The following is a 25,479-nucleotide window of genomic DNA, read 5'->3' on the forward strand; positions in this document are numbered from 1 at the left end:
ATTGATTAAATAGTTATTTTTCTGTCGCGGGCAATCGTTCTCCATTCACCGGTAACTAACTTATCTTCAATAGTTAAAGCACACTCATATAAAGCAACTGATGGGCATATGTGATAAGGCAACCCATACAATACATCACCTACTTTATAGTGATGATGTTTACCTGCATCAGCTACCAGGTGCTCTTCGCTATGGCTAATGAATTTTAATTCCGGAGCATTTAAAAAGTACACGCGTTTAGCCAGTTCGTTCTCTGCCGATACCGATTTATGGCCCAGATCAATACATATTTTCCCATCTTCGGGCAACGAAACTACACGCGCTATCAGCAGGGCCGAGGGTAAAAAAGGTTGTTCGGGATAGGCTGCCTGATACCCCTTATCCCAATAAACAAAAGTACCGGGGCTAACTTGTATGCCTTTTATTTTTGATACGATAGGGAACGTTGGCGAGCCGCCGGCAATCAATTGCGGGCGGGCATAGCCTGCTGTCGTAATATCATCCATCAACTTAAATACCGGCGATAAACTTTCATCACTACGCTTTTGGCGAACGGAATAATCACTATCATGGATATGCCCGTCATAAGCATGCAGGCCTGCCATATTTAAACCCGGTAGTTGCAGGCACTTTTTATACAAAGCCAGTGCATCCGCACCGGGGATGATCCCCGTACGGTTCATGCCTACATTCATGTCTATATAAACAGATATTACCGCATCACTTGCCGTAGCTTCATTAGCAACGGCATGGGCTGTAACATCGTTATCTACCAGGCAAGAGTATGCCGTTTGGGGATAAGCCTTTATTAGCTGTACAAACCGCTTTAGTTTTGGCCCTGTAGGCTGGTATGCCAGCAACACATCAGGTGCGCCGGCCATGCCCAGCATTTCTGCTTCGGCAATGGTAGCGCACTTAAATTTGGTGATGCCTGCCTGCAGCATTAATTTTGCAGCATCCGAATTTTTATGGGTTTTAGCGTGCGGCCGTAAACGGGATATATCATCAACCATTGTTTTTAACAGGTTGATGTTACTTATCACCCTATCGGGATATACCACCAATGCAGGGGTATCCAGTTCATCAGTATTGCTGATAATATACCAGTCTGATGCAGTGCTATTCATTACACCAATTCAAATAAAGCTTCTATCTCCACAGGGATATTATCCGGCAGCGAACCCATACCTACCGCACTGCGTACGCCAATGCCATTCTCTTCGCCCCATACTTTAGCAAACAATTCGCTTGCGCCATTTATAATGAACGGGTGCTTTTCAAAATCGGGTGTGCAGTTAACCATGCCTAATACTTTTATAACACGTTTAACTTTATCCAGGCTGCCAATATTTGCTTTTATAGTTGCCAGCATGGCTAAACCAACCTGCCTTGCAGCAAGCTTGCCGTCTTCCTGGCTAATGGTATCACCTATGCGGCCAATGATCAGGCTGCCGTCATCCTGCACGGTGCCGTGGCCGGATAGATACAGATATTTTCCGTCAATTAAACAAGGTTTGTAAACGCCAAGGGGTTTGGGTGCAGGCGGCAGATTTAAGCCTAATGCTTCAAAATTTTGTTCAGGTGAGTTCATTTTGTAAATCTATAATTTTTTAATAAAACATAGTGTTTTTTTAACACAAAGCATTTAAAAAAGGCCTTTACTATGCCTAAAGCTAATTATTGGTTTTTTAACAACATCAAACAAAAAAGGCCGGGAACCACCCCAGCCTCTCACTCACATAACTATATTATTATAATTTAAACGATACGCCAAAGTTTAAAGAGTAATCTGCAAAAGCTGCATCACCTATAACATAAGTGCCCGATTTAACAGAGTTCTCTTTATCGGTTACGCTTTGTGTACGGTCTCTTTTTACAGCAATTGGCACATTCGCAAACAGGTTAAATCTTTTAAAGCTATAGTTTAAAGATGGCTCGACAGACAGCACATAACCCGGGCGGCGGAAAGCATCACTTTTGCCTATCAGATCGCGTACCGGGATACCTTCTATACGGCCCCCGGCAGATACCGTTAACGCCCTAAAAGCGCCACTTAACGTATAATTAACGCCCAATCTCGCCAAAAACTGATCTGGCACGCTCATGATGCTTTCATTGGCTAATGTGGCCCTTAGGGTTTCGCGGTAGGTGCGGGTGCCATTTGTATTACGCGGGTTTGCCATGTAGTACAGATTGGTGTAACCGCCAAACCTGCTCCCAAAATTCATGAAGCCATTGATCTCTGCAATGATCCCCACACCCCCATCGCCTAATTGGATTGACTGATCTACGGGGCGCTCTGACGGCGTAACATTTTTAAACTCGCTCATGTAATTGTAATTGCCTGTTGGCAACTTAACACCTAAGCCTATTTGTATGTTGCCACGTTTAGCTGTATGGCTGTCAAATAGCCACCTGTTACCTACGATGCGCGCATCACCAAAGCCATGCGAGTAGGATCTGTTTCGTTCTGCTCCGCCGTGTTCATATAATGATGAGCGGGTATTGATAAGATAAGGTATGCCCACCGTTACCGACCAGTATTTGTTGAAATTGCGGGTAAGTGCCAGATCAATTGTATTTTGAAAATTAACCACTTCATTATGCAGGGTTTGCCTTTGCTTTTGTTCTTCGGTGCCTTTAAAGTGGCGGAAGGACTTAAAGTATCGGTAAGAAGAGGTAAAATACCAGCTCGATTCTGATGCAACTGTGGTATCCAGCATAGGGTGCTCCATAGTAAGGAATGAGCCATTACCCCTGATGGCAACACAGCCCTGTGCGTTTACATATGTGTTAAAAAAAAGTATATATACAGCAATCCCCGTAAGGAATTTGTAAAAAAAATTCATAATTATAATAGGTTAATATTGGTAAAATATAAGCATACAACCAACCCAACAAAGGCTGGCTGTAACCTGTAAACAGGTTTATTAATAGGTTTAAAGTGCGCTTGTGTATTTAGTTTTTTGTAAAAACGGTATAGTGAGATTTGTTGAGATTTGTTGAGATTTGTTTACTTGTAAACCATAACGCTATCAGTGTGCCATAGCTGCCGCCACGTTCTATCCATTCAAAAACTTCATAATGCGGATACAGCAATTCTGTGGAGATCTTCCAGATAATAAGCACTAATAAAATACTGCGAACAGGTTTTATTAAAACTAAAAAGGCTGCAGCTATTTCAAAAACGCCTGCAAGCTGTGCAACCCTGGCCGGGTTACTAAACCCAATAAATGCATATTGGTTTAACAGCCCTTTTTTTTGAATGATGTTTAACCAGCCATGCCCCATAAGCAGCAGAAAGCCAACTAATTTTAAGCAGGTAAAAACATTACTAACGGTTTTGGCATCAACATCTTTTGCAGGATCTATCGGTTCAAATAACTGCCGGAAGTTCTTTACACCCCCAGAAAGAACTAAAAGTGCAAGCGGTGCACCGAAGTTACCCGCACGTTCAATCAACTCTGCAAATGGCTCGCCGGACAGCGGGCGCAGCGACGCTGTGAATGCGCCCCAGATAACCAGCCACAACGCGATAGCGCGCATTGGGCGAAACAGCATCATAACGCCCAAAGCAATATCTGCTGCCCCAACCCAGGGCATCAGTTTATAAGCAGTTTGAGTACCGATGCCAAATACGGCAAAATAGTTACACCATATTTGCTTGGTAATAATGCCAAAAGCACCGTGCCCTATAAAGCACATAGCTACCGCTAAACGTAAAACGTAATGTATTTTTTGTTCGGTTTTTACCATTGTTACCTTCACTTAGTTTGATGCACCGTCTGCCTTGCCCCTGGCAATTGCAAATTGGCCCACTTTGATACCTGTTTGCAAACCAACCTCGCAATCGCTGCGGTAGTGAATAGCACCATATAACCTCGACATGGCTGCTTCATGCGCCATATCCATAAAGGCAGATGCTTTTTCTGGCACCAGGTAGCCTAAAACTGTTGCTGCGGCACCGCTAAAGTTAGAGTGGCCGGAAGTGTACGACGGGAAGTTGGGTATGCCTGTTAAGGTTTTTATAGTTAACACCATCTGTGTTGGGCGCGGGTTAAAGTAATAGTACTTGGCATCCCAGCAAACAATAGCGGCATCCATTTCGGCCATGTTTAACAACGCAAAATTGCGTGCCCAGCGTACTTCGCTATAACTGTGCTTCACAAACTCTTCGGCGGCAATACTGTTCCAGTGGCCCGGCGGGGTTACTGTACCTACACCATCGGCCCAAAAAGCAACAATACGTTCGTGTTCGCGGCTATGGTTCTGGCTCATGGCTAACACTTCATCCGCTTCCTTTTTAAACTCCGGCGAGCTGGTTGCATAAGGGGCAGGCGGGCGTAAGGATACCACCGTAGCGGTGTTAAATAAAAACGGGTTAACCTTTGTGAACATGGGCAGCATTGGCGGGCGTTTAGGCAATTCTAAACTTATCCAAGGGGTGTTGCCGGCTGCTTTGGTATCAGCCTCCAGTTTGTCCCAATCTTCTTTTGCACCGGCAGCTTTACCGGCGCCATCTGCACGGGCACGCGCTAAAAATACGGCAGCAACCTGTTTGCCTAAATTTTCGCCTGCATCCATATCAGACCGCGTATTGGCACCGGCCATAATGCGGTATAATTTCTCTTCGGCAACTTTTTGCTGGATGTAATCCAGGTCACCAGGAAATAAAAGCTCCATCATTTTGGCGGTAACACCGGCTACAACCGCATCTTCGCTCGGGTACGACGGCAGATCTGACTTGGGTATAAGCGCCTGCACGGCCGCATCGTTTTTGTACGGCGCTGCACGGTTAAACTGCTTCTTAAACTTCCAGGCTGCAACCAATGCATCATATTGCGCTGCGCTTACATAGGCATAGGCACGTGCCGCATAGGGCGGGTTAGAGAATGGAAATAACGGATATGCCAGCGGGTTAGCCGCATTAGGAAACGGGTATGTGTTATCTGCGTTTTGATATGGCGGCAGGTTGTGTTTGGCAACTAACTCGCGCAGGATCTCGTTCCAGCGTAAAACAGAGCCGGCACTCCAGTATTTGATGATATCCTTTTGTGCACCTGTAAGGTTACGCTGATAGCTTTTGATCTCGTTAAGATCGGCCAGGTAATTGGGTGTGGTAACGGCATCCGGCGTGGCTACAGTAAAAGTGGTGCCTGCAGTTAAAATGGGTGTCCAGGTATCAGCATTCAGATCGATATTAGCCGGCGCCAGTGCCGGGAACTGCTGGTTACGTTCTTCAATTGTTTTTTTGCATGACGAATTAAATAACAATACCGTTAATAATACCGCGGGCAATATATAGTGTATAATTTTTTTCATCACTTTGTTATTTTTCAGATTTATCCTTTTTAACCGAAAACACATAATACACACCACCAAAAAAGGATGTGTTTTGGCCAACATTACGGCCTTTTAAAACATAATTGCCGCCGGCGGTGAATTCAAGCCCGGCAACCGATTGAAAGCTATATTTAAAAATAGCACCGGCAAGGGTTGCATCCATATTATTACTTGGAAAAGGCATGTTGTTTTTAGTGATATCAAACCCGCCAATGGTATTAACCTTAGTAAAGGTAGCTTCGGCATTAAACTTTAAACTGCGGTAACCTGCACTGGCCAAAAAGTTGGTTGCATTTGGCATAGCAACCTGGTTGGTATAATGCATTTGGGTGGTGTAGTACGAATCGCGGTCGATAGTGATATTATCTTTACGCACATACTGGCCCGACCCGGCAACGAAAAACCTGCCCACCTGGTAGTTAAATAAACCGCGCAGGCCAATGCTCCTGCTGCGCATACCTATAGCAAGCGGCAAAAAATCGGCCTGGTAATTACCCACGGGGATACTGCCTGTTGCAATAGCATGAAAACTTAGCAAGCCGGTACCTACCTCCTGCCTTACGACCATCCATTTAACGGCAAGATTTATATCCTGCACACCACGCTGGCCCCTCAGGGTACCTGCAGATGCGTTAGATTGAACAAAAGGTATCATAAACAACAGGTTAATCTTGTTGCTTAAACCATAATTACCGCCAACAGCATAAACATTGCTGCTAATGGTGCCCAGATTTAGGTTCTCGCGTTTAAAAGTACCTTCCCAGTATTTATCCCAGCTGTTGTGGGTATAAACGCCGGCGGCACAAAAGTAATTTTTAGGTATCATCAATGCATCATTTTCTGTTTGTGCGCTAACCGTTTGCGTAAAAGCAACACAAGCCAAAATGCATAAGTAACACCTGCTTATATAATGTAAACAGTGTTTCATATTAAGTTTTAAAGTGATAGGAATGATCTTTTTAATTAAGCATCAGCCACTAAAAATCTCACAAAATAATGGCTGATACTCAATTTCATTCTGACGGGGGCGTATAGATAATATACTGCGTTACGACAAAACACAGGTTTTACCTTACCCAATCAGAAAAATAAATTATAAGGAATATATCAATCAACCGATATAGTTTGGCGGTTTGCCCGGAGATTCGATGTAAGGATGGGTTAGTTTGGAAGATATAGGGTTTTCACGTTTGTCTACAGCGTCTGTAAAACTTAAAAACACAAAGTTAACCTCGGGGTTATTATACTCTGATGATGCCGGCGATGAAAGCTTTTTAACAGGCGCCTGTTCACCTTTTTTGCTTAACGGTGCATCGCTCACATTTTTAGCCATAATAATATTGGCATTAAAAAGCTTGGTTTTGGTGCTGTTGGCAACGCAAACCAGGTACATGGTGTCCCTGGTCATTTTTACACCTACATAGTTATAAAAGCCATCTTTAAGTTGTATCTGCCCTTGTATGCGCTCGTAGTCGGGCCAATCTGTAATAACTTTATTTTTTACAGGCACCTTTATTTGCACAAGCTGGGTGGCATCAACTTTGTTTTCGTAGATGTTTTTTACGATGGTTATTTCGGACCGGTGAATGAAATATTGTAAGGCAAGGCTGTAACCACCTATATTAAATAGATGTATGCTTAGTAAAAATAAAGCGAAAAACCTTCTCACCGGTTATTAGTATTAGGGACTTACAGTTGTAAATATATATAAATATTTAATTATCGCAAAAAAATTACAAATATCTAAAACAAGATGTGTATTAAATTGTAAAAAAATTATCATCTGCACAAAGGTTTGGCTATAAACACAGTAAACGGATATTCTGCAACGCTAAATAAAACACGTTAGCCTTGCCAGATACTGGTCCATATCATCTTCATATAAAACCTGGGTTATCCAGCCTTCTTCGGCTGCTATAGCTGTCAGATTATCCTTATCAATATATAGCCATTTAAACCAGTCGGTTTTATTGCCTTTATAAATATACTGGTAGGATAATTCGCCATAATAAGTTTTACCCCCTGGCAAATTTTCCTCATACAGATAAGCAATATCTGATGAGTCAAATAACAATTGCCCTCCTTTGTTCAGCAGTATTTTAGCATGCTGTAAAAAACGGCGTAAACCTTCTACAGTGCCACACAAGCCAATACCATTCATCATTAAAAGCAAGGTATCATAAGTATCCTGCCTGTAACTAAAAATATCGGCGGCAACAGCCCGCTTAACGCCGCGTTGCAGCATAATGGTAACCGCAAGTTCAGATATATCCATTGCGGTTATATCCAGGCCTTTGTTTTGTAAAACTAAAGCATGGCTCCCTGCTCCGGCACCAATATCCAGTATTTTACCACTGCAATTATTAAGGGCAATAATTTCAAGATCTGGCATTTCATCCACGGTGCGCAGGTACACATCCAGCGGCATTTCTTCTTTAGGGCCGTAAGTGTTGTTGATCCATAATTTATGCTTGCCGTTTTGTTTGTAATGATCAAACAGCGCCTGGCCAAATATATCTTTCAAAAGTTGGGAGTTTATTAATCAAAGAAAAGCATTGCATATTAAAGTGTCAACTCTATTTCTTTACAACACTTAATTCGCCGGTATTTTCCATATATACTTCTTTTATATTTTCGAGTGTACCTTCATTGGCTTTAAGCCGTACATCGCTCATCAGGTCATCTTCGGTCATCAGGCATTTACGCAGGTTTTGCCTTTTAATACTACCATCCCCGTAAAGCAAAATCTTTTCGCCCTTTAAAACTTTACTAAAGCCTTTACTACCTAATATCAGCCATTCCAAAAGCCGATGGATCAATACCAGCAGCAAACAAGCCGCAACGGTTGCTAAAAATGGTGAAGCGCCAGCTACTGCCCTGCTGAGTATGGCTCCAAGTATAATGGTGATAGTAGTATCAAAGGCCGATTTTTTACCAAAGGTTCTTTTACCCGAAATGTGTATCAGCACCAATGCAATAAAATAAACCACTAACGCGCGTGCACTCATCTGCAGCAGGGTTAGATCTTTCCCCTCGCCAAATATTTTGATAATAGTTTCCATAAACAGTATCAGATATAATTAAGTGATGCGGATAATTGTTTTAATAGAAATATTGCTTAATGATTTATTAATTATCTAATAAATAAAATAACCGCAAACAAACTGTTGCAAAATGCGTGATTATATAAATACCACGCAACAATGGAAAACAATGAGCCAACAAATACCAATAATACGCCGGCCATAGGCTACAACCGCCGCAGGTTTATGGAAGATGCGGGCATAGGCATTTTAGCAGCAACCGTAATTGGTGAGTTAGCCTCGTGCTCGTCAAGCGCACAAAGCGTTAACGGGGGTAAATCACTGGCAGATACGATCTCCGTAAACCTCCCCCCGCGCGACGCTCTTTCAGAGCAAAAGTTGAGCGGGCCGCCTGCACTTCTGCCGCCGCAAAAACGTATTGGCTTTGCCATTGTAGGCCTGGGCGACCTGGCATTAAACCAGATCATGCCCGCTTTTGGTAGCAGTAAATATGCCAAGCCCGTTGCCCTGGTAAGCGGGCATCCTGATAAAGCACAAAAAGTTGCAGCGCAGTATGGTATTGCCCCTAAAAATATCTACAGCTATCAAAATTTCGATCAGATAAAAAATAACCCTGATATTGATGCAGTGTACATTGTGTTGCCCAACAGCATGCACGAAGAGTTTACCATAAGGGCAGCAAAAGCTGGCAAGCATGTACTTTGCGAAAAACCAATGGCCAACTCGGCTGAACAGGCACGCCGAATGATAAAGGCCTGTAAAGACGCAGGTAAAAAGCTGATGATAGCTTATCGCATACAATACGAGCCGCATAACCGGCTGGCTATGAAATGGGCGCGTGATAAGCATTTTGGCAGGGTTAAGATCATAGAATTGGCCAATACGCAAAATGCAGGCGCCCCCGGCCAATGGCGACTGAAGAAAGCTTTGGCGGGTGGCGGCTCTTTACCTGATATAGGCTTATATTGCCTTAACACCTCGCGGTTTATACTGGGCGAGGAACCCGAGATGGTCATGGCCACTGTTTACAGTACACCGGGCGACCCAAGATTTAAAGAGGTTGAAGAAAGTGTATTGTGGCAAATGCACTTCCCCAGCGGCGCATTGGTAAATGCAACTACCTCTTATGGTACGCATAAATCCAGAAGGTACCGTTGCTATGCTGATAACGGCGGCTGGTTTGGCCTCGACCCTGCCTTTGATTATCAGCGGCTGCAAATAGAGGCATCGCAGGCACAAGGCAACCTGGAAGTAAAACAAAGCCCCGATATGGGCGAAAAAGACCAGTTTACCTTAGAACTTGACCATATGGCGCAATGCATTCTTGAAAACAAAACGCCCTATACCCCCGGCGAGGAAGGCCTGCAGGATCATATTATTATGGAGGCTATATATGAATCTGCAAGAACAGGTAAGCCTGTAAAACTTAATAAAATTGATAAGCCCGATGCATTTCGCGGATCGGCACCAAAGGATGAGTTTTAACAGGCCGGCTAATTTCTATATATAATAGATACGGTATTAGTAATCTCTATAGCTTTAATAGCATAATCCAGCATAAATGGATTATGCTGCTATAGCCTGGTTTACGTTACCTTTTTCTATCTGGTAGTTGTTCATCAGTTCGTTTTCGGAGATGATAACGCTAAAATCTTCGAAACGTACACCGTTTTCAAATGCGTATAAAACATAGCCGCGTTTGGTGCCGTCGTACTGCCCCAATTCGTAAACTTCGTCATACTTTTTGGCTTTTATTTTTGCGCCGCTTACCAATTGGTAGGCGTCAAATATATTTTCGAATGTTGTGTTTTTCATGTTACAAATGGCAATACAATTTCTTTGCCATTTATTATCCAAACCAATCGTAAATATCGTTTTGTTTTAAATTTTGTTTTTCGCTGCCCGATACATCCTTTAAAATCTCTCCCTCTCCCATCTGTATGATGCGCGAACCGTATTTACCGGCGTCCTTTAAATTATGCGTTACCATTATCGCCGTAAGCTGGTACTGCCTGATGAGGTCATCAGCTATGCGCAACACCTGTTCTGCCGATCGTGGGTCGAGCGCGGCAGTTGGCTCATCAAGCAGCAATATTTTGCAGGTATCCATCACGCTCATGAGCAAGGTAAGCGCCTGGCGCTGCCCGCCGGACAGTGTACCGATGGGTTGTTCAATTTTATCTTCCAGCCCCATGTTCAGAGTGGCTATCCGCTCTTTCACCAGGGATTTAAATTTATCGTTCTTGCCGATAGATAAGCCCTTGTTTTGCGTACGCAATGCAGCCAAACGGAAATTATCTATAATACTCAGGTCGGCGGCTGTACCCAATAAAGGGTTTTGGAAGATCCGGGCTATCCATTTGCTGCGGCTGTATTCGGGCAGGCGGGTAACGTTATTGTCATCAATACTTATTAAACCCGAATCTGGCAAAATATTACCCGCAAGTAAATTAAGCAGGGTAGTTTTACCGGAACCGTTAGCGCCAACTATCACTATAAATTCACCCGCATTTATTTGTAAATTTATGTTGTTTATAGCAACAACCTGGTTAGGTTTGCCGGTATTAAAAGTTTTATGAACGTTGCTTAACTGTATCATGCCTGCCTCCCGGTTAAACGCGGTAAGCCCACAATCAGTAATACAAATACAGCGGTAACCAATTTAAGCAGGTTGGCATCTATCCCAATATTTAGCGTAAAGGCCAGCACAAACTGGAATATTACCGCCCCTGCCATTACCAAAACCAAACTCCACCAAACCGATGTGATACGCAGCCAGTTAATAATGGTTTCGGCAATAATAACCGATCCCAGGCCTACTATCACAATCCCAATCCCCATGCTGATATCGGCAAAACCCTGCAATTGCACTATTAAATAGCCGCTTAAAGCCGTTAAGGCATTGGCAAGGGCCAGCCCGGTGATCTTCATCCTGTCGGTATTTACGCCCAGGGCACGAATCATGGGTTCGCTGTTGCCGGTGGCGCGCATGGCTATCCCAAAATCTGTTTTTAACAGGTAGCCGATAAGCAGCGTAAAAACCAACACAAACCCTGTTAAAATAATTAATGAATTTTGATTGATATTAGTGGTAAATGTTATTAATGTAAACAAGTTGGGCATGTTGAGCAAGGGCAGGTTAGACCGGCCAAGAATAGTAAGGTTAACCGAGTATAAGGCCGTCATTACCAAAATGCCGGCAAGCAACGCGTTTATTTTTAATTTGGTGTGGATGATGCCCGTAAGCGCGCCTGCCAATGCCCCCGCTAAAAGCACCGCAGGTAAGATAAGGTATCCTGATAAATTGTGTGTAAGCATAGCCCCGCTTACCACGCCGCCAAGCGTGTAACTGCCGTCTGTGGTAATATCTGGAATGTTAAATATCTTCATGGAAATATAGATGCCGAACGCTATCCCCGCAAAGCATAGTCCCTGTAATAAAGCTGTGAGGTAAAAATCCATTATTTCACAGCTTCAAAATCAGCAGGGATACTGATGTGATACTTTTTGGCGGCAGCCGGGTTATAAACCCTTTTGCGAATTTTCACCATCTCCAGTTTCAATCCGTCTGTTTTATGTGTTTTAAGATATTGGGCGGCCTGCAGGCCCGATTGGTAGCCCCACTGATAAATATCGGCACCAAAGGCGGCTACCGCGCCCCGCTGTACCAATCCGGCCTCGCTGGTAAAAATGGGAATGTTCTTTTCATTACAGCTTTTTAATATCGTTTCAAAGGCGGCAAAAACGGTATTATCGGGGTTGGCAAAAAACGCATCGATGTTTTTATTTAATAAGGCTTGCGTTACCAGTTGTGCATCCGCAGATGAATTTAGCGGCAGGGCAATAACCTTCACATTCAGTTTGGCCGCAAGCCCCTGTATGCGCTGCAAAGCATCTGCCGATTGCGGCTCCGATTGATTGTAGATCATCCCGATGATGAGCTGTGCACCTTTAGGTTTTAATAACTGGGGTATAATAGCAAACGAAGTGTCAATATAATTCAATTCCTCCATGGTGCCGTACAGGTTTGCCGGGGCTTTGCCGTTCGCGCTAATTACCTTCATTCTTTCGGGCGTGGGCGATACCATCTGAAAAATGGGGATGATTTTGGTTTTTTGGATGGCCGCCACAGTAGATAATGTGGTAGAGGTAGCCAGCAGGGTTACCTGGTTTGATACAAAGTAGTTTACTATTTGAGTAAGCGTTGGGATACTCCCTTGTGCATTACGATATTCAATTTTAACTGTTTTTTGCTCTTCGTTAAAACCGTTTTTCTTCAGGGCATCAATAAACCCATATTTAGCTTGTGCTATGGTTGCATCTTCAAAGGCATCTACAAAACCCACAACGGGCGTATTGCCTTTTTTAGATGATGAGCAGGATATGATGATAATGGCAACAGTTGCTACTGCAAATAAAACGCGTGCAAATTTCATATTGCTAAGGTATGTAATCAACCTAAAAATTAAAACATATAAACGCAACCTTTTAGCACTAAAAAGCATCTTAAAATAGCATATTCGTTTATATTTGTTTTACCATACCATCAGCATGAAACTTAAACTTACATTAACCTCCATCCTGTATTTTTCGGCAGGCAGCCTGTTTGCCCAAAATGTATCAACCAACCCTTTTGATGGTTTTGCCAATAACCAGGGCGGGCTGATCCAAAAAGCTTATGATCAACGCAACGATACCGAAGGCTTAAAGTTAATAACCGAGCTGATGGTTAAATATAACCAGTTAAACGCGGATGATAAACGGATGTATAAAGGATACTTAACCAATAATTGGTACAACGTAAGCTGCCTTTACTCCCTCCTTAATAAAAAGCCCGAGGCCTTAAGCACATTAGATAGCGCAGTGCATTACGGCTATACCAATTACAGCCACTTAATGGAGGATAGTGATTTTGCCAATATCAAAAACGAGCCAAAATTTAAGCAGATAGCCCAGGGAATGCGCGCCGTGGGTGATTATAAATATATTTTGCAAAAAGCAGAAAAATTTAACGCACGGGATGCACGTAAAATACCGGCCTTTACCTACCAACCTGCAAGCAATGGCAATTTAGTGGCCATCAGGAAAAACTTTAAGCTGGATTCTATTGGCGGTAAAGGTGATGAAGCCTCAAAAGCGATCAATATACTGAAATGGGTGCATAATACGGTTAAGCACGACGGGCAGCATGAAAGTGGTATCAGCATGATAAACGCCAACGAGATCATTAGCAAGGCAACAGCCAAAAATATAGGCGTATCATGCGGAGAACTGGCTACCACCCTTAACGAATGCTATCTGGCCATGGGATGGAAATCGCGCAAGGTATATTGTTTCCCTAAGGATAGTTTGAATGTTGATTACGATTCGCATGTGATCAATGTGGTTTATTTGCCAACCCTGAGTAAATGGGTATGGATGGACCCTACTAATAATGCCTACGTAACAGATGAAAACAAAAAGCTTTTAGGTATTGCTGAAGTGCGCGAGCGCCTCATTAAAAACCAGCCGTTATTTATAAACGATGATGCCAACTGGAACAACCGCTTTAAGGTAACCAAAGACGATTACCTGGACAGGTATATGGCCAAAAACCTGTACCGCGTTTACAGCCCGCTGCGTAATGAATATAACTACGAAACCCGCGAAAAAGATAAAACCATCACCTACATCAGCCTTTTGCCGGTAGAATACTTTAAGCAAACGCCGGATAAGAGTGAAGATAAAAACAGCCAGACAAACCTGGTTATCGAGCGTTACCGCACCAATAATGCCGATGCTTTTTGGAAGCTGCCAACAGGTAAATAACGGCTGCTTATTGCTGTCATTTTTTAAACAATCGGTTTTTGCTTGTGTTTTTTGGTTAATTTTGCCCCTGCATGATACCTGTTATTTCTAAATTACCCCAAACCGGGACAAACATATTCACCACCATGTCTGCCCTGGCTGCCGAATATGGCGCCATTAATCTGTCGCAGGGTTTCCCCGACTATGATTGCGCTCCCCAATTAATAGAATTGGTGAACACAGCCATGAAAAATGGGCACAACCAATATGCGCCAATGGCCGGTGTAATGGCCCTGCGCGAGCAGATTGCAATAAAAACAGAAAAACTTTACGGCGCCCGTTATAACCCCGATACCGAGATAACTGTTACTGCCGGCGGCACGCAGGCGGTGTTTACGGCTATCAGCGCGGTTATTCACCCGAATGATGAGGTGATTATGTTTGAGCCTGCCTATGATTGTTATGCGCCTGCTATTAAGCTGATGGGCGGTGTGGTAAAATCATTGGAACTGGAACCGCCCAGCTATCGTATTGCTTGGGATATGGTAAAAAGGCTGATCAATAATAAAACAAAAATGATCATCCTGAATTCGCCGCATAACCCCACAGCTACAATTTTAAGCCGTGAGGATATTGATGAGTTAAGCGCTTTGGTAAAAAACCAGGATATACTGATTTTAAGCGATGAAGTTTATGAACACCTGGTGTTTGACGGGCAGGAGCATCACAGCATGGCCCGCTACCCGGAGTTGCAGCAGCGCAGCATGATTGTGGCATCGTTTGGTAAAACCTTCCATGCTACCGGCTGGAAAATGGGGTATTGCCTTGCCCCTGCTTATTTGATGGCAGAGTTTAGAAAAATACATCAGTTTTTAGTGTTCAGCGTAAATACCCCGTTACAATATGCTATTGCCGAGTATTTAAAGGATGAAAACACCTATCTTGACCTGCCCCTGCTTTTTCAGCAAAAGCGGGATCATTTTCGTAAAGGTTTAGAACAAAGCCGGTTTCAGCTGTTGCCTTGTTCCGGCTCATATTTTCAATCTGTTACTTATGATGCCATTACAGATGAAAAAGATACCGACTTTGCGATACGTTTAACGAAAGAAACGGGTGTTGCGGCGATACCGGTTTCGGCATTTTACCGTAAGGGTACAGACAGGCATGTATTGCGTTTTTGTTTCGCCAAAAGGCAAGAAACCCTGGATAAAGCCGTTGATAAATTGGTAAAGGTTTAACCTTACAGCAATATTTACGTATAATTATTTGCCGCTCTATTAAAAGCTTGTTTATGGATAATCTGAAAATTACGGTTTACCAGGGGTATTTATTTTGGGAAAACACAGATAAGAACCTGCAAAATATAACATTGCGATTATCTAATATACGCGAAAAAACAAACCTCATTATCCTGCCCGAAATGTTTAATACCGGCTTTAGCATGAATGCCGAAGCACTGGGCGAAACCATGAATGGCAAAACCATGCAATGGATGCAAAAAACTGCCCAAAAGTTTGATGCAGTAGTTACAGGCAGTATCATTATTAAAGAAGACGATAAGTTTTATAACCGCCTGCTTTGGGTGCGCCCCGATGGCACGTATGAGCATTACGATAAACGGCACCTGTTTGCAATGGGTAAAGAGCATACTGTTTATACGCCGGGCACCAAAAAGCTTGTTGTTGAACTAAATGGCTGGAAAATTTGCCCGGCCATTTGCTACGATCTGCGTTTCCCGGTATGGTTGCGTAACGTTGATGAAGATTATGATCTGCTGATGATTGTAGCCAACTGGCCCGAAAAACGTGCACTGCATTGGCGCACACTTATCCCAGCCCGGGCAGTAGAGAACCAGGCGTATGTTATTGGCGTTAACCGCGTTGGCCACGATGGCAACGAAATTTACCATTCCGGCGACTCTACCTGTATAGACCCTAATGGTAACGTGGTGTATTATAAGCGCGATGAAGAAGATGTGTACACCTTCTCTATCATTGGCGATGAAGTAAAAAAAGCCCGCCGCGCATTGCCTTTTTTGAGGGATGCAGATAAATTCAGAATTGAAGAATAGATATTTTTACTTCCTGCAATTTTTGCCTGATACAAACTAACATATACATAGTAGCTAATCCATCAATTATTCTAAATCCATCAACTCATCTATATTAAGAGGTGATTGATCGCAATAGTGCCGAAAGTTGATATGATATTCCCCTTTCATATCCATACTAATCTTACTATTTTGCGTTAAGTTAAAAACCTGGATTATAAATGAGAGTGATCGTTCGTGGTGTTATAATTGTGCTGTACCTGTTTGCTGCGTTCAACGCATCGGCTCAAAAGAAAAAAAAAGATCTTACCCGGTTTGTTGATCCTTTTATAGGTACCGGTGGCCATGGCCATACCTACCCGGGTGCTGTTGCGCCGTTCGGTATGGTGCAGCTTAGTCCGGATACGCGTTTAGAGGGCTGGGACGGTGTGTCGGGTTATCATTATGCCGATACCGTGGTTTACGGTTTTTCGCATACCCACTTAAGCGGCACCGGCATAGCCGATTTTTGCGATGTGCTTTTTATGCCAACCACCGGCGAACCACAATTTAAAAATACCGGTTACCGGTCCGGCTTTCAGAAAAAGAACGAAACAGCATCACCCGGCTATTATTCAACCTTTTTAGATAAGTATAACATTGGTGTAGAGCTTACCGCAACTACCCGCGTTGGCGTGCATAAATACAATTACAACAATGCCGCGCAAGGTAATATTATGATAGATCTGCAGCACCGTGATGAAGTGCTGGATAGCTGGATAGAGGTAGTTAACGACCATGAGATCCGCGGATTTCGGCGTTCCAAATCATGGGCTACCAATCAGCACCTATACTTTTACGCTAAGTTTTCTAAGCCATTTACCAGCTACGGTATCGCCCTGAATGATCAGGTGCAGCAAGGACAAAAGAAGGTGCAGGGTAAAAATGTAAAAATGTATATCCGGTTTGATGACCCCGGTGTAGTGATCTCAAAGGTGGCTATATCATCGGTAAGTGCCGAAGGAGCTTTGAAAAACATGGATGCAGAGGTTCCTGATTTCGACTTTAAAAAAGTGGCAAAGGCAGCTAAAATTGCCTGGAACGAAGAGCTCTCCAGGATTCAGGTAGAAGGCGGTGCGCCCGATGCATCCTCACAGCGGGAAACTAACACCATGTATAATCCTTACGGGTATAATGCTGTTGCGCCTGCACGCAATAAAAAAAAGGTAGAAATTCCGGATTATGCAGATCAGAAGCAAACCATGTTTTATACTGCGCTTTACCATTGTATGGTTGCCCCAAGTATTTATAACGATGCAGACGGGCAGTACCGCGGCCTGGATCAGCAGATACATACCGCTAAAGGGTTTAATTATTATACGGCATTTTCTTTATGGGATACTTACCGGGCCGAAAACCCGTTGCTGAATATTATTGACCGTAAGCGGACACTCGACTTTATTAAAACTTTTTTAGCTATTTACGAACAGGGAGGCCTGCTGCCTATCTGGCCGCTGGCCACTACCGAAACTTATTGTATGGTAGGCAACCACTCTATCCCTGTTATTGTAGATGCCTATGCCAAGGGCATCCGCGATTTTAATGCCGAAGAAGCTTTTACGGCTATGAAGGCCGCTGTAAACCGCAACCAGTTCGGGCTGGACAATTACAGGGCCACGGGTGCCGTAAATGCCGATGTAGAACACGAATCGGTATCCAAAACATTAGATTACGCCTTCGACGATTGGTGTATTGCCCAAATGGCCAAGATGCTTAACAAGCCGCAGGACTACGCCGAATATATTAAACGTGCCCAGTATTGGAAAAACGTGCACAACAACCAGAACGGCTTTATGCAGGCGCGCGATAATGGCGGCTGGTACACGCCTTTTGAGCCCACCGAGATCAATAACAACTACACAGAGGGTAATGCCTGGCAATACAGTTTCCTGGTGCCGCAGGATGTAGAAGGGCTGGCGAAAAGCCTTGGCGGTAAAGTAGCTTTTGAAGCTAAACTTGATGAACTATTTAGTACAAATGCCAAACTAAGCGGCCGCCAGCAGGACGATGTTACCGGCCTTATAGGCCAGTATGCGCATGGTAACGAACCAAGCCACCACATTGCTTACCTATATAATTTTACTAATTCGCCCGATAAAACGCAGTACTATGTAAACAAAATACTGCGCGAACAGTACACCGACAAGCCCGACGGCTTATCTGGAAATGAAGACTGCGGGCAAATGTCGGCATGGTATGTAATGAGTTGTTTAGGCATCTATAATATAGCACCGGGCCAACAACAATTCCAGATAGGTGCGCCGCAATTTGCCAAAATGGTTATTAACCTGGAGAATGGTAAAAAGTTCACTATTAGCAACCCCGGTGCCACCGTTAGCCGCAATAATTTTTATATACAGGGTATCAGCCTCGATAAAAAGCCTTATAATAAACTTTATATCAATTATGATGATATAGCCAAAGGAGGCGATTTTGAAGTGTTTACAGGCTCATTAGCTAACAAGCTTTTTATGCAGGAGTTAGAGATGCCCACCTCTAAGATCAGCGATGAACTGATCGTTCCGAACCCATACATTATATCGGGTACCAAAACCTTCAAGCAGTCCATCACTGCAGAAATTGGCTGTGCCGACAGCCTGGCAAAAATTTATTACACGCTGGATGGCAGCACCCCTACGGCTGCCTCTACACAATATGTTAAGCCCATTGGTATAGTGGTAAACACAACTGTAAAAGCCATAGCTAAACATGATGGTAAAAGCAGCTTTGTAGATGCGGCCACCTTTACTAAAATACGCGGCGATATTAAACTTACGCTGGTTAATAAATATCTGCCCAACTATTCTGCACAGGGCGATGAAACGCTGATAAACGGCATACATGGTACAGCTAACTGGCGGCTTGGCAACTGGCAAGGTTACCAGGGGAATGATTTGGAAGCGATAATAGATATGGGGCAGGTAAAGCCGGTAAAACAGGTTGGCATTGGCACCCTGCAAGATACACGTTCCTGGATAGTTTTCCCGTCAAAGGTGGAGTATTGGTTATCTGACGACGGCAAAAATTATAAATTAGCCGCAACCGTTAACAGCCAGGTAGATGTTAAAGAACTGGAACCGCAAACACAGCAATACACGGCCATAATAAATAAAAAATCAAGATATATTAAGCTGGTAGCCAAACAGTTTGGCCCTTTACCTGAATGGCATGAAAGCAAAGGCAGCCCGTCATATATATTTGCTGATGAGATAACGGTGGAGTAATTAACTACTAATTTGAGAATAGCCTACTTCTCCCAGCCGGTTTCTTTTAATGCAGGATCATTTTCTTTAGCCAAAAAATCATTGTTAGAAAGCGAGCCCGCATCCCACTCCAGTATGGCTTCATCGGGTACTACGTTAACAGGTGTTTTCCAGGAGGTGGAAGTTTCGTTATAAGCCAGGTTACTTTGCAGCGAATAACAGGAAATAATGCTCCAGCGGGGCTCATCAGATAAATTTGCCTCTGATCGGTGCAGTAAATTACTGTGGAAGAACAAGGCGTCGCCAGGTTCCAATTCGCAATACACCAGGTCCATAGTTTGCAGGGCATTATTTACCATGGTCATATCTGCCCCTACCTGTTCGCCCGAAAAGCCGTGATTCATCCGGCCCAGCTTGTGCGATCCTTTGATCACCTGCAAACAGCCGTTTTGCTTGTTTGCCTTAGTAAGTGCCACCATCACGCTCATTAGCTGATCCGGAAACATAAACTGATTTTTATACCAGTAGCCGTAATCCTGGTGCCATTCCCAGGCACCGCCAACTTTAGGTTCCTTTTGCATCAGCTTGGAGTGGAAATGGCAAACCGGCGCATCGCCGTCAAGCAATTGCCTTACCGGTATAATCATCCTTTCGCTGCGGGTAAGGTATCCAAATACATCGTTACCCGGTGTAAACCACAACGACAAACGTGTTTTTTTACCACTTTGGTCGTTCAGGTCGAGCGCGTTCTTGCGCATGGCATCATCATTTAAGGCAGTACTGTACAACCTGCCTGTTTCATCTGCCGAACAGAAATTTTTCACTACAATATAGCCGTTGCGATGATAATCGCTTAGTTGCTTTGCGGATAATGCTTTACCTGCCATAATATTAATTTTAACCGGTTAGGTAAATTTAAGCAAGTATTTGTTCTAATAGCATAATTTGGCTTAAATAATTAATGTAATTGTGTGGTATTTTATCATCATATCATGTAACAAAATGGTGTTGCTATAGTCCAAGCATCACCCATAGCTAACATAACCCCAAAACAGCCATGAATTGGAAATTTTTATCACGCAAAAATAAAGACGAAAATAAACCTAAAAAAAGCGCAGCGCGCGAATGGCTCGATGCGATATTATTTGCGTTGATTGCATCTACTATTATACGCGGTTTATTATTTTCGGCTTATGCCATCCCCTCCGCATCGATGGAGGGCAGCCTGCTTACCGGCGATTACCTGTTTGTAAGTAAAATGGCTTATGGTGCCCGGATGCCTATGACACCCATATCTATCCCGTTTTTAGAGTCGACCGTGTTTGATGCTAAAGTTAAAACCTACTGGGATGGTTTACAACTTCCTTATTTCCGTTTGCCTGGCTTGGGCGAAGTAAAAAAAGGCGATGCAGTTGTATTTAATTACCCGGCAGAACTTGTTAACCGCCCTGTTGACATGCGCACACACTTTATAAAACGTTGCGTAGGTACGCCAGGTGATATCATAGAAATAAAAGACGGTAAAGTTTATGCAAGCGGTCAGTTAGTTGCTAACGCGCCTAAAGCGCAAACATCCTATCGGGTAACCACCACTTCGGCCGATCTGAACCCCGAAATGATCCATAACCTTAAAATAGATGTGCGGTACCAGTATAACCCAACTATTTACGAAATGATCATCCCGCCGGATAGTTATAACGAATTTAAAAGCTATTCTAACATCGTATCTGTTAAAGAAGTAATTGAGCCTAAAGGCGAATACAGCCCGCAGATCTTTCCGCATAACGAAAAATTTAAATGGAACGAGGACAACTTCGGCCCATTATTGATCCCTAAAAAGGGTATTAATATACAATTGAACGACTCTACCCTGGCTTTGTATGGCCGCGCTATTGAGGTTTACGAGCATAACAAAGTTACCCGTGAAGGCGATGCTATCATTATCAATGGTAAAAAAGCGGATACCTATACCTTTAAAATGAACTATTACTGGATGATGGGAGACAATCGCCATAATTCAGAAGACTCCCGCTTTTGGGGCTTTGTACCCGAAGACCATATTGTAGGTAAAGCCATGATAACCTGGATGAGTATAGACAGCACCCAAAGCACAGTTAACAAGATACGCTGGAACAGGGTACTTAGGGCAATACATTAATTAGGATTTTTATAAAAATCTTTTCACAGGGATTGTATATAGAAAGCACACTGATACATCCTGAAAATACAGATCAGATGAAAGCTATCAAAGCTGTTTTAAAGGCTTTGAAGGTGCCTTTGAGCCACAAGCCCTTTGGTTACCTAATTATGTTACAAATAGCATTAATAAAAGTATCAGTCAATGCGAAGCCGGGCAAACAATATCTATGGATGAGTTTACCGGCAAGCATTTTTCTAAAAAATGGAATCTTAATATAAGGTTCACACCAGAAGCTGAAGAAAGTTTTGACTTAGATGCATATTACATAAACTGTTCAATGTTTTACAAAATAAACGAACAAGATATTGTAATTATTTGCTTCTGGGATAACTGCCAGTAACCTTTGTTCATCATATAATATTAAACTGTACGGCTACGTACACCATTTGTAATAAAAACGGCCAGTAGTCTATTAATTCAATCTATAAATTGCTGATAACTAAAACTTTGCGTGTATGGCATTTTGTTTGATGGCTAATAAACCAATAACAATGCTATGAGCAGAGATCACAGGTATATCATCAGGCGTACCCTATCGCAAGAACGCTTTGAAGTGCTTTGGAAAAAACGTGCCCAAGGGCAGGCAACCCTGCGCGACCTGGCTGAAATGGACGAGATCATTAACAGAGACCCGGGTGTGCGCCGTTTTGTGCTGGAAGAAATGGAGCACTTGGAAGATTCTGAACCTAATAACAACGCGCAGCAGATGATAGCCCAGCCACATGTAACCCACCAAAATATCCTTGCCAGAATTAAGGCTCTTCTAAATCGTATATTCCATATGGTTAATGTATTATTAAATTCACCATCTGCTATCCATCATTAACGTCATCTTAATTAAACAAGATGTAACTTTTTCATTTCAGTACCGGTTTAGGTATTTAAATTAGGATATTAGGGCTGGATACCTCAATCACGCTCTATGAAAAGATTTTTACTGCCTGCCCTTATAGTATTATGCCTAAACGCTTCGGCCCAAAAAGCCGTTAAAAGGCCGCTTGACCAGTCGGTTTATGATGGCTGGCAAAGCATTACAGGCGAGCGTATCAGCAATGATGGTAAATGGGTTGTTTATGCTGTTAAGCCGCAAGAAGGTGATGCCAATTTAGTGCTGCTTAATAACAAAGGCAAAAATAAACTCATTATTCCACGGGCGGATACGGCACGCTTTACAGCAGATTCTAAATATGCTGTGTTCCTGATCAGGCCTTTCTACAAAGCAATCCGCGAAGCAAAGATCAAAAAGAAAAAGCAAGCTGAATTCCCTAAAGATACACTGGGTATTATTACGTTGGGCAAAAGCGCTATCAAAAAGATCCCTGCTATACGCTCATTCAAAATAGCCGATAAGGCAGCTGTTGTGGCTTACCTGTCCCCTGCCGATACATTAAAAAAGCCCGAACCATCAGATACCTCAAAAAAAGCTATCGCAACTACTATTGCCCCACCTGTAAAAGAAGGTGCAGAACTTACGGTACAACAACTGGCCAGCGGTAAAATGCGTAGTTTTAATTTTGTTACCGAATACCAGTTAAGTAAAAATGGTAAATGGCTGGCTTTTGCGGTATCAGCGCCTAAAAAAAATAAAGCCGTTAAATCGGGCATGTTTGTTTATGATATGGAGAGGGATTCGCTTAAAGCAGTAAGCACCGGCCGCGGTAATTACAAAAATATAACCTTTGATGATGATGGTAAACAACTGGCCTTTACCGCCGAAAAAAATCAGGAGAAAGCCCTGGTAAAACCATTTAAACTATATTATTACACCGCAGCAAAAGATAGCGCCATTATTATTGCCGAACCAAATACGGCAGGTATGCCTGTAAACTGGGCGGTTAGTGGTGATGGCAAAGTGTTTTTTAGTAAAAGCGGCCATAACTTATTCTTCGGTACGGCACCAATCCCCAAACCGGCTGATACAACCTTGGTTGAATTTGAGCATGCCCGGTTAGATATCTGGAATTATAAAGATGATTACCTGCAGCCCCAGCAGTTAAAAAACCTGCAGCGTGAACTAAAACGCAGCTACCAGGCCGTTATCCGCCCGGCCGATGGCAGTAAAAAGCTGGTACAATTAGGTAGCATGGGCATCAGGGAGATAACGGTATCTGACAATAACGATGCACCCTTTGTTTTAGGGCTTACCGATACCGGGGCACGTGTGCAGGCGCAATGGGAAGGCGGCACAACGCAGGCCGCTTACCTCATTAATACCAAAACCGGCGAACGTATGCGTATTAACAACCGGCTAAAGGCCCGTTACAGCCTATCGCCCAATGGCAACTTTGTGGTTTGGTTTGATGCTAAAGACCAAAATTGGCACAGCTACAACATAGCCACGGGTAAAAAAACAAATATTACTGTTGGCACACATGTTAAAATGGGTGCCGAAGATAACGACGTACCCGATGATCCATCGCCTTACGGTATCTGCGCTTGGGAAGAGAACGACAAGCATGTACTGATATACGACAGGTACGACATTTGGGCTATTGACCCTGCAACAGCCAAAGCCACTAATTTTACAAACGGTATGGGCCGCAGGTATAAGCTGGAATTCAGGTACAATAGCACCGACCCTGAGGAAAAATATATTCCATCCAAAAAAACGATGTGGCTTATTGTACAGAATGAAGAGAATAAGCAATGGGGATACTATAAAAAGGAATTAAACAGCGATTATGCTCCCCAAAAAGTGGTTATAGCACCAATAGCTTACAGCAGCCTGCAAAAAGCAAAAAATGCAAACGATTTCATTTATACCAAGTATAGCTATACACAATCACCGGATCTGTATCTATCTGCAGATCTGGTACACGAAACCAGGCTGAGTGCCATCAACCCGCAACAGGCGCAGTATAACTGGGGCACTGCCGAACTGGTAAAATGGACAACCCCTAAGGGATACAGATCACAAGGTATTTTATATAAACCAGAGGATTTTGATCCGGCAAAAAAATACCCGATGATAGCCTATTTTTATGAGAAGCTTACTGATGGTTTATATAATTACCTGCCCCCTTCCCCTACGCCATCGCGCTTGCCAATTTCGTGGTTTGTAAGTAACGGATATTTAGTTTTCGCACCCGATATTAGCTACCAAACCGGGCATCCTGGCGCATCGGCTGTAGAATTTGTAAATTCGGGCGTAGAGGCGTTAAAGAAGAACACATGGGTTGATGCCGAACATATTGGCATACAGGGCCAAAGCTGGGGCGGTTACCAGGTTGCCTACTTAATAACCCAAACCAATATGTATGCAGCTGCCTGGGCTGGCGCACCCGTTGCCAACATGACTTCTGCTTACGGTGGCATTCGCTGGGAAAGCGGCATCAATCGACAGTCGCAATACGAGAAAACACAGAGCCGTATCGGCGCCAGCCTTTGGGATAAGCCCAATTTATATATCGATAACTCGCCTTTGTTTCAGCTGCCCAAGGTAAAAACCCCGGTAGTAATTATGAGTAACGATGCAGACGGCGCTGTGCCCTGGTACCAGGGGATAGAAATGTTTACAGCCTTACGCAGATTAGGTAAACCCGTTTGGCTGCTGCAATACAATGATGAAGCCCATAACCTGGTAAAACGCCAAAACCGCAAAGATATCAGCATCCGCGAAGCCCAGTTTTTCGATCACTTTTTAAAAGGAGCCCCCATGCCCGTATGGATGGATAAGGGCGTACCTGCTGTTGATAAAGGGAAAGATTGGGGGCTGGAGATTAGCGAATAAAATGATAAAGTGGTGATTTGTTAAATTATAATTAATAAAATTCCTTTTAAAACATTTATAACAAACTATCAGCGTTGTTAAAA

At 43.3% G+C, this 25,479-nt stretch carries 23 protein-coding genes; 9 read left to right on the forward strand and 14 right to left on the reverse strand.

Annotated features, from left to right (window positions below):
• Positions 1–5: 5 nt before the first annotated feature.
• The 9 genes from E2R65_RS17820 to E2R65_RS17860 form a co-directional block, all read right to left on the reverse strand.
• The gene (locus E2R65_RS17820) at positions 6–1,127 is read right to left on the reverse strand and encodes a D-TA family PLP-dependent enzyme (protein WP_134337850.1); all 1,122 of its coding nucleotides are present in this window, start codon (positions 1,125–1,127) and stop codon (positions 6–8) included.
• A complete protein-coding gene (locus tag E2R65_RS17825) occupies positions 1,127–1,591 on the reverse strand; it encodes a RidA family protein (protein ID WP_134337851.1) in 465 nt (154 codons plus the stop codon). Before E2R65_RS17825 ends, E2R65_RS17820 begins: the two co-directional genes overlap by 1 nt.
• A gap of 160 nt (positions 1,592–1,751) precedes the next feature.
• Positions 1,752–2,849 carry a hypothetical protein gene (locus E2R65_RS17830; protein ID WP_204986331.1) on the reverse strand — a complete coding sequence of 366 codons (1,098 nt, stop codon included), beginning with the start codon at positions 2,847–2,849 and terminating at the stop codon, positions 1,752–1,754.
• A gap of 109 nt (positions 2,850–2,958) precedes the next feature.
• Complete coding sequence (locus E2R65_RS17835) at positions 2,959–3,756, reverse strand: hypothetical protein (RefSeq protein WP_134337852.1); 798 nt, start codon at positions 3,754–3,756, stop codon at positions 2,959–2,961.
• A 12-nt stretch (positions 3,757–3,768) separates the two neighbouring features.
• Positions 3,769–5,322, reverse strand: coding sequence for a phosphatase PAP2 family protein (locus E2R65_RS17840; protein ID WP_134337853.1), 1,554 nt, complete (start codon positions 5,320–5,322; stop codon positions 3,769–3,771).
• Positions 5,323–5,329: 7 nt separating this feature from the next.
• Complete coding sequence (locus E2R65_RS17845; protein WP_158285295.1) at positions 5,330–6,226, reverse strand: hypothetical protein; 897 nt, start codon at positions 6,224–6,226, stop codon at positions 5,330–5,332.
• Positions 6,227–6,454: 228 nt separating this feature from the next.
• The gene (locus E2R65_RS17850; protein ID WP_134337855.1) at positions 6,455–7,012 is read right to left on the reverse strand and encodes a hypothetical protein; all 558 of its coding nucleotides are present in this window, start codon (positions 7,010–7,012) and stop codon (positions 6,455–6,457) included.
• A 162-nt stretch (positions 7,013–7,174) separates the two neighbouring features.
• Positions 7,175–7,867 (reverse strand): class I SAM-dependent methyltransferase, encoded by a 693-nt coding sequence (locus tag E2R65_RS17855; RefSeq protein WP_134337856.1) that lies wholly within the window; start codon positions 7,865–7,867, stop codon positions 7,175–7,177.
• A gap of 52 nt (positions 7,868–7,919) precedes the next feature.
• Positions 7,920–8,405, reverse strand: a complete 486-nt coding sequence (locus E2R65_RS17860) for a DUF421 domain-containing protein (protein WP_134337857.1) — start codon at positions 8,403–8,405, stop codon at positions 7,920–7,922.
• A 141-nt stretch (positions 8,406–8,546) separates the two neighbouring features.
• Here E2R65_RS17860 and E2R65_RS17865 point away from each other — a divergent pair, with 141 nt between their 5' ends.
• The gene (locus E2R65_RS17865; protein WP_134337858.1) at positions 8,547–9,872 is read left to right on the forward strand and encodes a Gfo/Idh/MocA family protein; all 1,326 of its coding nucleotides are present in this window, start codon (positions 8,547–8,549) and stop codon (positions 9,870–9,872) included.
• 81 nt (positions 9,873–9,953) lie between these two features.
• On the opposite strand, the gene E2R65_RS17870 is transcribed toward E2R65_RS17865, so the two are convergent.
• The 4 genes from E2R65_RS17870 to E2R65_RS17885 are packed head-to-tail and all read right to left on the reverse strand — an operon-like array spanning position 9,954 to position 12,823.
• Positions 9,954–10,202, reverse strand: a complete 249-nt coding sequence (locus E2R65_RS17870; RefSeq protein ID WP_134337859.1) for a hypothetical protein — start codon at positions 10,200–10,202, stop codon at positions 9,954–9,956.
• Positions 10,203–10,236: 34 nt separating this feature from the next.
• On the reverse strand, positions 10,237–10,986 hold the full coding sequence (locus E2R65_RS17875) for an ABC transporter ATP-binding protein (RefSeq protein WP_134337860.1): 750 nt from the start codon (positions 10,984–10,986) through the stop codon (positions 10,237–10,239).
• Entirely contained in the window at positions 10,983–11,849 is an 867-nt protein-coding gene (locus E2R65_RS17880) for an ABC transporter permease (RefSeq protein WP_134337861.1), read from the reverse strand. Before E2R65_RS17880 ends, E2R65_RS17875 begins: the two co-directional genes overlap by 4 nt.
• Entirely contained in the window at positions 11,849–12,823 is a 975-nt protein-coding gene (locus E2R65_RS17885; RefSeq protein ID WP_134337862.1) for an ABC transporter substrate-binding protein, read from the reverse strand. The genes E2R65_RS17880 and E2R65_RS17885 overlap by 1 nt, the downstream gene beginning before the upstream one ends.
• A 115-nt stretch (positions 12,824–12,938) precedes the next feature.
• Between E2R65_RS17885 and E2R65_RS17890 the strand changes: the two genes are divergently transcribed.
• The 4 genes from E2R65_RS17890 to E2R65_RS17905 all read left to right on the forward strand — a co-directional run bounded on the left by E2R65_RS17890 (position 12,939) and on the right by E2R65_RS17905 (position 19,487).
• Positions 12,939–14,195, forward strand: a complete 1,257-nt coding sequence (locus E2R65_RS17890; RefSeq protein ID WP_134337863.1) for a TPR end-of-group domain-containing protein — start codon at positions 12,939–12,941, stop codon at positions 14,193–14,195.
• Positions 14,196–14,266: 71 nt separating this feature from the next.
• Positions 14,267–15,412 carry a methionine aminotransferase gene (locus tag E2R65_RS17895; RefSeq protein WP_134337864.1) on the forward strand — a complete coding sequence of 382 codons (1,146 nt, stop codon included), beginning with the start codon at positions 14,267–14,269 and terminating at the stop codon, positions 15,410–15,412.
• A 53-nt stretch (positions 15,413–15,465) separates the two neighbouring features.
• Entirely contained in the window at positions 15,466–16,245 is a 780-nt protein-coding gene (locus E2R65_RS17900; protein ID WP_134337865.1) for an amidohydrolase, read from the forward strand.
• A gap of 200 nt (positions 16,246–16,445) precedes the next feature.
• Positions 16,446–19,487, forward strand: coding sequence for a GH92 family glycosyl hydrolase (locus tag E2R65_RS17905; RefSeq protein ID WP_134337866.1), 3,042 nt, complete (start codon positions 16,446–16,448; stop codon positions 19,485–19,487).
• 23 nt (positions 19,488–19,510) lie between these two features.
• Here the strand turns inward: E2R65_RS17905 and E2R65_RS17910 are convergent, their stop codons facing one another.
• Entirely contained in the window at positions 19,511–20,353 is an 843-nt protein-coding gene (locus E2R65_RS17910) for a phytanoyl-CoA dioxygenase family protein (protein WP_134337867.1), read from the reverse strand.
• A 170-nt stretch (positions 20,354–20,523) separates the two neighbouring features.
• Here E2R65_RS17910 and lepB point away from each other — a divergent pair, with 170 nt between their 5' ends.
• The 4 genes from lepB to E2R65_RS17930 all read left to right on the forward strand — a co-directional run bounded on the left by lepB (position 20,524) and on the right by E2R65_RS17930 (position 25,396).
• On the forward strand, positions 20,524–21,624 hold the full coding sequence (gene lepB / locus E2R65_RS17915; protein WP_134337868.1) for a signal peptidase I: 1,101 nt from the start codon (positions 20,524–20,526) through the stop codon (positions 21,622–21,624).
• Positions 21,625–21,701: 77 nt separating this feature from the next.
• Positions 21,702–21,884, forward strand: coding sequence for a hypothetical protein (locus tag E2R65_RS17920; protein ID WP_134337869.1), 183 nt, complete (start codon positions 21,702–21,704; stop codon positions 21,882–21,884).
• A 278-nt stretch (positions 21,885–22,162) separates the two neighbouring features.
• Positions 22,163–22,492 carry a hypothetical protein gene (locus E2R65_RS17925; protein WP_134337870.1) on the forward strand — a complete coding sequence of 110 codons (330 nt, stop codon included), beginning with the start codon at positions 22,163–22,165 and terminating at the stop codon, positions 22,490–22,492.
• Between the two features lie 96 nt (positions 22,493–22,588).
• Entirely contained in the window at positions 22,589–25,396 is a 2,808-nt protein-coding gene (locus tag E2R65_RS17930) for a S9 family peptidase (protein WP_134337871.1), read from the forward strand.
• The last annotated feature ends 83 nt before the right edge of the window (positions 25,397–25,479 follow it).

This window comes from Mucilaginibacter phyllosphaerae (assembly GCF_004378255.1).
In the GTDB taxonomy this organism is placed as follows: Bacteria; Bacteroidota; Bacteroidia; order Sphingobacteriales; family Sphingobacteriaceae; genus Mucilaginibacter; species Mucilaginibacter phyllosphaerae.